The organism is Okeania sp. SIO2C9 (assembly GCF_010672455.1).
Taxonomy (GTDB): Bacteria; Cyanobacteriota; Cyanobacteriia; order Cyanobacteriales; family Microcoleaceae; genus Okeania.
On sequence record NZ_JAAHGO010000155.1, the window covers coordinates 1 to 8112 of the forward strand.

The 8112-nt window shown below is 41.1% G+C and carries 5 protein-coding genes; all 5 read left to right on the forward strand.

The features are described from left to right. The coding region (locus F6K23_RS39465) for a hypothetical protein (protein WP_293166511.1) at window positions 1-314 on the forward strand (314 nt) is incomplete at its 5' end. 562 nt (window positions 315-876) lie between these two features. Next, window positions 877-2247 (forward strand): response regulator, encoded by a 1371-nt coding sequence (locus tag F6K23_RS39470; protein ID WP_293166513.1) that lies wholly within the window; start codon window positions 877-879, stop codon window positions 2245-2247. Window positions 2248-2581: 334 nt separating this feature from the next. Further along, window positions 2582-6166, forward strand: coding sequence for a response regulator (locus F6K23_RS39475; protein ID WP_293166515.1), 3585 nt, complete (start codon window positions 2582-2584; stop codon window positions 6164-6166). 229 nt (window positions 6167-6395) lie between these two features. After that, the gene (locus F6K23_RS39480; protein ID WP_293166517.1) at window positions 6396-7733 is read left to right on the forward strand and encodes a response regulator; all 1338 of its coding nucleotides are present in this window, start codon (window positions 6396-6398) and stop codon (window positions 7731-7733) included. Window positions 7734-7825: 92 nt separating this feature from the next. After that, the coding region (locus F6K23_RS39485; protein ID WP_293166519.1) for a hypothetical protein at window positions 7826-8112 on the forward strand (287 nt) is incomplete at its 3' end.

The window sequence follows — 8112 nt, forward strand, 5'->3', positions numbered from 1 at the left end:
ATAGAGAAGGTAAGGAAGACCGAAGTTGGAAGAAGGAAGAAGCTTTAAGAGAAGGAAAAACCTTATATGGCGCTAGATATTTCCCCAACTTTATACACGCTCCGATACCAACGGACATGATATCAATTCTTGACTTTTTCTCTAATCATATCAAATCCGTTTTATTGGGCATAAAAAAATCTCCAATCGTCATAACTACGCTCATCTTTGTAATTCTCTCTCCTCCTGACTCGGTCCTCCTGTACGTCGCCAATCCGACGGCTCCCCTACCTGACTCCTCAGTCGTTTATTTATCAGTATGCAACTGGACATGATATAAGGATATTACAAGAGAGAGAATTATATAATACCATGTCCGGATGATTAAATATAATAAAAATGTTCTCCTCCAAATGTTGAAGAAATATCTCACATTTCCACTCCGTTTCCAGTGTTATATTTTGAATTTACGGCGTTGGTAATTAGTAAGATGATTTTCTACTAGGGGTGATGCCCATCACTTACTCTGGTAAAATATTTAGAGGTATCAGAAACAGATTACTCTTAAGGTTTCATCTCTTGATTTACCAACGCCGAATTTAGACCTACTACTGTGCCACCTAACACCTAAGAATTTTATTATCACTAATTATCCGGACATGATATTACTGATTAAGTATTTGCAGAAAATTGATCTGATAAATAACTTCTATATTCACAGATTACTATGTAAATTATTGGTCAGTATTCAGCTTTTTTCTGAATGAATAACCAGAGTTATTATGGATAGCTAAGGTGACTTGAATTATCCCTCAGCACCAACTAGGATTTAGGAACCTATAAAACAGATAAATGCTAAACTTATTATAGAATCCTAATAATATTCAATAGCAACTTATGAATTACTCCCTAACTAATTCAGAGCATGGTAGTATTTTAGTTGTAGACGACACCCCTGCCAATTTACAACTATTAATAAATTTATTGTCAAAAAAGGGTTACACTGTTCGTCCAATGCCCAGTGGAAAACTGGCTCTGCAAGGCATTCATCTTGATTATCCCGATCTAATTTTACTCGATATTCAAATGCCTGATATGGATGGTTATGAGGTATGTAATCATTTAAAAGTAGATCCTCGCACTCAAAATATTCCTGTAATTTTTATCAGTGCCCTTGATGATATTTTTGATAAAATTAAAGCATTTCAAGTAGGAGGAATTGATTATATTACTAAACCTTTTCATGCCGAAGAGGTTTTTGCTCGTGTGAAAACCCATATTACTTTATATCGACTCCAGAAACAATTGCAAGAAAAAACCGAAGATCAAGATCGAGAACTTCAAGAGAAAAATCGAATTTTAGAACAAATGATCGAGCATTTGGAGAAGACCAATCAAAAATTAAAAAAGCGCATGGAGGAACTTCAAAAAGCACAATTGCAATTAGTTCAAAGTGAAAAAATGTCAACTTTAGGTCAACTCGTTGCTGGAGTCGCTCACGAAATCAACAATCCTATTGGGTTTATTGAAGGAAATATCCGTTATGCTTTAGAATACGTTGAAAATTTAATTCATTTAGTCACTCTCTATCAAAATAAATCATCTACTCCCCATGCAGAAATTCAAGAATATATTGAAGATATGGACATGGATTTTTTAATTGAAGATTTTCCTAAAGCGATAGCTTCAATGAAAACGGGAGTCGAACGCATTCGCAATATTAGCAATGCATTACGCACTTTTTCCCGTAAGGATAACGATCAAAAAGTTAGTTTTAATATTCACGATGGCATTGATAGCACTTTGTTGATTTTAAAACATCGTATCAAGGATAATGGAGAACATCCAGCAATCGAGATAATTAGAGAATATGGAGAATTACCAGAAATAAACTGTTTTCCAGGCAAATTAAACCAGGTGTTTATGAATATAATTGCTAATAGCATTGATGCTTTAGAAGAAAGTAATGTTGGTCGAACTTTTGAGGAAATTGAAGCCAGACACAATCGGATTATTATTACTACAGAAATTGACAGTGAAAACCAACAGATAATCATCCGAATTAAAGATAATGGCATGGGTATGACAGAGCAAGTCAAACAAAAAATATTCGACCATTTATTTACGACAAAAGGAGTAGGAAAAGGTACGGGTTTAGGTTTATCAATTTCTCGGCAAATAGTAGAAGAAAAACATGGGGGAAAACTTACGTGTAATTCATCACTAGGGGAAGGTACAGAGTTTGTAATTGCTTTGCCCAGGCAATAATCAAATCAATGACTTGGCACAGTGGCAATTGATCGCACAAGATTAGAGTCATTTAAAGCTATTATATAAAATAATTATTATAATTATAACTATTAACTCTCAATCAATGACCGTCAAACTACCAGGTTCTCAAATCAAACAAAAGCTCTATGAAGGTCTCTGACCTTAGTTTATCGAGGCATTCGAGCAACAGACTTACAAACAGTTGCGCTCAAATTTATGCGTAACTAATACCTCAGTTTTCGCGAAATGTTACACTTGCGCAACCAGTATACCATTACCAAAAACCTCAACTAACAATAGCTAAAGCAGTTATTTATTAAATTGGACTCTTATGAAAAAAGCAATTTTTCCGAACCTTACCCAGTCAACATCTCCAAGTTTTTTGGAAAGATTACAAGAACAACTTTTTAAAAAGAAGCGTTCGGTTGTCGTTCGCCTAAACTTTATTTTATTCTTAATATTTCTAGTAATTAGCGGTGTTTCTCTTGGTGTTCTATTTTTTACTTACCAAGTCAAAAAATCCACCGAGCAAGTACTGGAAGTAGAAGTTCCCAAAGCAGTCGGCACAATTAGTATGCTTGAAGAGTTGGGGACTATGAGCGGCAACTTATTAGAGTATGTTCTTGGCGAGGAAGAAGAAGAGCAGGAATACTTCAAAAACTATAATGAGTTGCTAGAGTTTCGAGATAATATTTCTCTCAAAATTCGCAACACTCGCCAGCGAGACTGGGAACGCTTGGACAGACTGATTGAGGACTTCCAGCAAGAATCAGAGAAAAAAGTGTTTAGGGGGTACGATCCCAGTGCTGATCGCAAAGCTAGTCAGCGCATCAGCACTCTACTGAAAGATGTAGGTGTACCCATGGAAAAGCTTTTACAACAGCTCAAAGAGGAAGAACTGGCGGATGCTGGCAAATCGAAGAGTTTCCAGGAGGTGGTGCGCGATGACCTTCCCGGAGTACGCTACTATCTGGAACTGTCTGAACTGGCTGGTAATATGCTTGCAACCTTGAACCGCTTCATTCTTAACGATCCGGATGCCAAACGGGAGTTCTTTGAGTATGCTCTTGATTTTGAAATTACTTTCGATAATCTCCGTCCCCTGGAGAAAAAAGAACAGGAAACAATTAAGCTCCAAGAGATCAAACGACTCTTTGACGAGCTTAAAAATGAAGGAGAGAATCTTCTCAAGACCTATCAGGGAAATAATCGTGAAGAAGCCCTAAAAGCAATCGAAAACTTGGAGGTTCGCAACTACAAAGAAGCTGAACAATTGCTAGAAAGTCTCTCGCAAACAGCTCGTGAAGAGGTTAACAAAAGTAAAAACTCCCTTAACCAGTTAGTGACATTTCTCAATATCATGACCGTGTTTACGATTACATCCGGTGTTGCTCTGGTGTCGGTTTTGATTTTCTATGTTCGCAATTCAATTCTTCAGCCCTTACAGAAAATCACTTTAGCGGTGGAATATCTTCGCTCCCGTCAGGGAAACTACGAGATCGAGCAAGACCGCTACGATTTGGAATTCGATGGCATCTTAAGCAGCCTGAACCTTTTCAAAAATGAATTGATCGAGCTAGATCGACTGCGAGAAACGGAACAGGCACGAGCCGCACAGCTAGAAGAGGCGCGCGAGCTGGCAGAGTCAGCCAGCGCTGCAAAAAGCAATTTTTTGGCGGTAATGAGCCACGAAATTAGAACTCCCATGAATGCTATTTTGGGTTTAAGTCACTTGGCATTACAGACAGACCTTGACAACCAACAGGTTGACTATATCCAGAAAATCGAAAGGTCAGGTAAATCGCTCCTGCGCCTCATTAACGATATTCTAGATTTCTCAAAAATTGAAGCGGGCAAGTTAGCACTGGAAAAAATTGATTTTGATATTGACACGGTTCTGCAAAATGTATCCAATATAGTCAGCTTGCGCGCAGAAAAAAAAGGTCTCGAATTCTCGATCACTATCGATCCAGAAGTCCCAAATTTTCTGCGGGGCGACCCGCTGCGATTAGAACAAATTCTCCTGAACCTGACCGGTAACGCCATCAAATTTACGGAAGTGGGCGAGGTCATTATTCGGATTATTTTGCAAGAACGGTGCAAGGATCGCATTAAGGTCGGGTTTTCTGTTCGGGATACGGGGATTGGACTAAGTCAAGACCAATGCAAGCGGTTGTTCTGCAGCTTTAGTCAAGCAGACAACTCGACCACGCGCAAATATGGTGGTACCGGTTTGGGTTTAGCAATTTGCAAACGCTTGGTCAACCTGATGGGTGGTGATATTTGGGTGGAGAGCCAGATCAATCAAGGTAGCAACTTTCAATTCTTTGCCATGTTTGAAACAGCATCGATTCCCTGGATACATCTCACCCCACCTCCAGCACTAGAAGACATCAAAGCGTTGATCGTCGATGATAGCCTGGCAGCACGTAACATTCTCAAGGAGCTTTTGCAGTCATTTTCTCTACAAGTTGACACTGTTGCTTCTGGAGAAGAAGCACTGGAAGCACTGCAAGTGACCGAGAACTCCTATCAGTTGGTGGTGACGGACTGGCAGATGCCCAAAGGGATGGATGGTATTGAGTTAATTCAACGCATTCGTGCTACTCCCCTACTCCGCCAACCTCGGATTCTGCTCGTTACTGGCCAGAGGAAAATGGATATAAAACAGCGTGCCCAACAAGTGGGTGCTGAGGATTGCTTATCAAAGCCGATCAATCGTTTGACAATCTACGAGACTCTTGTGAAAACGTTCTGCTCTAATGTTGTTCCTCAATCTGCGAGCGATCGTACCCGCGTTAGCTCAGTGGTGGCAGATTCTAGTTGTCTTTCGGGCTATAAGCTATTGTTGGTGGAGGATAACCAAATAAATCAGCAAATCGCCAGAGAACTATTGGCAGGTGCGGGTGCGATTCTTGACACCGCGAATAATGGTTTGGAGGCAGTGGAAGCAGTTATGAGCAATCATTATGACGCGGTCTTGATGGATATTCAAATGCCGGAGATGGATGGTCTTGAAGCTACGCAACACATCCGAGCTTTGGGTCAATCCCATCGTCCCGATAGTCAGCGTTTCGCTGACTTGATCATTATCGCCATGACAGCTCATGCTATGATTGGTGACCGCGAGTCGAGTCTGCAAGCAGGCATGAATGACCATATCACAAAGCCTATAGAACCCAAACATGTTTTCCGAACCCTACGCCGTTGGCTAAAACCGCCTAATAGCAAAATCGATAGCATCAGGACGGCACAAACTGCCGATTACCAGGCCGTCTCTCCACCTCCCTTGCTTTGTGCTGCCGAGGAGTCACTCATTTTGCCAGGGTTTGATGTCCAAGCTGGCGTTCATCGTATGGGGGGAAATCTCAAGACCTACCGCAACCTTTTGAGGATGTTTCGCGAACAAAACCAAAATACCCTAGCACAGATACAAGTAGCGATCGCGACAGCAGAATACACCACTGCCCAGAAGCAAATCCATACGATTAAAGGCACTGCAGGCAATATCGGAGCCCAAGATTTGTTTGCGACTGCCGATGCCTTAGAGAAATCTTTGCAGAACAATTCCCCAACTGAAGCGCTGTTCAATTTAATGCAAACTTTCAGCCAATGTTTTACAGTGGTGATGGATGCCCTCGGACAGCTAGAGCCATCTGTAGAACTATCCACAGACCCGGTCACCCAACCCCATCCGATAGAATCGCAAGCACTGAAGAATCGTCTTCAAGAACTAGAACATCTTTTGCAAAACGATATTGCAACCGCATTAGAACAACTCCAATATTTAAATGAAGTCACCCAAGGAACGCTATATAATGTGGGAATTAAACAGCTTCAAAATATGGTCTTTGATTTTGATACAGATGCAGCGCTAAAACAACTCCAAGATTTAATCGCACGAATAGAACCTTAACGAAGTCAGAAGTTAGAAGTTAGAAGTTAGAAGTTAACCCACCCCTAACCCCTCCCCTCCTGGGAGGGGAAGTAGGGGATTTAAGCCCCGCTCCAAAAAGATTTCGCCTTTTAAGGCGGGATTTTAGACCCACTATTATTTTGATCACAAATTCTGGCACTTAACTTGCCTTCGGTTTTGTATGTATCAGAGTATAAAAAAAATCGTCAAAAATAGTAAGCTCAACCCTATGACTACCCATGCTCAAACAAATCCAGCAAAATCTAAAGTGTTGATCGTTGATGACGATCCCCAAAACATCTACATTTTGCTGGAAATCCTCAAAAATGATTATGCAATTGTGGCAGCAAAAAATGGCACAAAAGCTCTAGATTTGGCGATACAAACGCCCCAACCAGATTTGATCGTACTCGATGTGATGATGCCAGATATGGACGGTTATGCCCTTTGTCAAGCGATTAAATCGCGACCGGAAACCCAAGATATCCCCATTATTTTTATCAGTGCACTCGACCGGGCTTTAGATAAAGTCAAAGCCTTTGATGTCGGAGGGATTGACTATATTACCAAGCCATTCCAACGCGAAGAAATTTTGGTTCGTATTGCCACTCATATTGAAATCTATCATCTCCGGCAACGGCTTTATCACCAGACTATACAACTGACTGAGAAAAACCAAAAATTGATCCGCATCAATCAAGATTTACAAGCTCAATATCATCAGATAAAAACCACACAACTTAAGTTAATTCAAGCTGAAAAAATGGCATCTTTGGGTGAATTAATGGCAGGAATTGCCCATGAAATCAATAATCCAACAGGCTTCATCAAGGCGAATATCAACCCTGCTCGAACCTACGTGCAGAAATTATTTGGTCTAATTAATTTTCTGCTACAAGAATGCCCCAGCAATGCAACCCATATTCAAGATGAACTCGAAGCAGTGGATTTGGAGTTTATTCGTGAAGATCTACCCCAGCTAATTAATTCAATGGATTTAGGAATTGATCGCATCTGTAAAGTTAGCAATAGCCTGAGAACCTTTTCTCGCTATGATCAAGACCACAAAGTTGAATTTAAGCTGCATGATGGGATAGATAGCACCTTGCTGATTCTCAAGCACCGCACTCAAGGCAACAAAGACCGACCAGCAATAGATATTGTTAAGAATTACGGTAATATTCCTGAAATTTATTGTTTCCCAGGACAGCTTAATCAGGTTTTTATGAATCTGCTTGCTAACGCCATTGAAGCCCTTGATGAAGCCAATCAAGGCAAAAGTTTTGATGAAATCAAAGCTAACCCGAATCGCATCACAATTGAGACGAAAATGGTAGGAGATGAGCAGGTGCAGGTTGGCATTCAAGATAATGGTTGTGGCATGAAACCAGAGGTCAAAACCCGGATCTTTGATCAGGGATTTACCACTAAAGATGTCAGCAAGGGAACTGGACTGGGGATGGCGATCGCCAAGCAAATTGTCACGGAAAAACATGGGGGCACAATTACCTGTAAATCAGAATTGGGTGAAGGCACGGAGTTTATTATTTCTCTTCCTATGAAATGATCTCAAATCCGGTAGCATCGGTATAAAATCTTGTGAAGATAGGAGTCAGGAGAACCGAGTCATATCAAATACGGTAGCATCGGTGTAATTAGATGGGGAGATTGGGAGATGGGGAGATGGGGAGATTGGGAGATGGGGAGATGGGGAGATTGGGAGATGGGGAGATGGGGAGATTGGGAGATTGGGAGATTGGGAGATTGGGAGATTGGGAGATGGGGAGATGGGGAGATTGGGAGATTGGGAGATGGGGAGATGGGGAGATGGGGAGATTGGGAGATTGGGAGATGGGGAGATGGGGAGATGGGGAGATTGGGAGATTGGGAGATTGGGAGATTGGGAGATTGGGAGATTGGGAGATGGGGAGATTGGGAGATGGGGA

Bases quoted from the DNA above. Each gene is read 5' to 3' on its own strand.
- F6K23_RS39480 (WP_293166517.1), top strand. From the start codon at position 6,396: ATGACTACCCATGCTCAAACAAATCCAGCAAAATCTAAAGTGTTGATC.
- F6K23_RS39470 (WP_293166513.1), top strand. From the start codon at position 877: ATGAATTACTCCCTAACTAATTCAGAGCATGGTAGTATTTTAGTTGTA.
- F6K23_RS39475 (WP_293166515.1), top strand. From the start codon at position 2,582: ATGAAAAAAGCAATTTTTCCGAACCTTACCCAGTCAACATCTCCAAGT.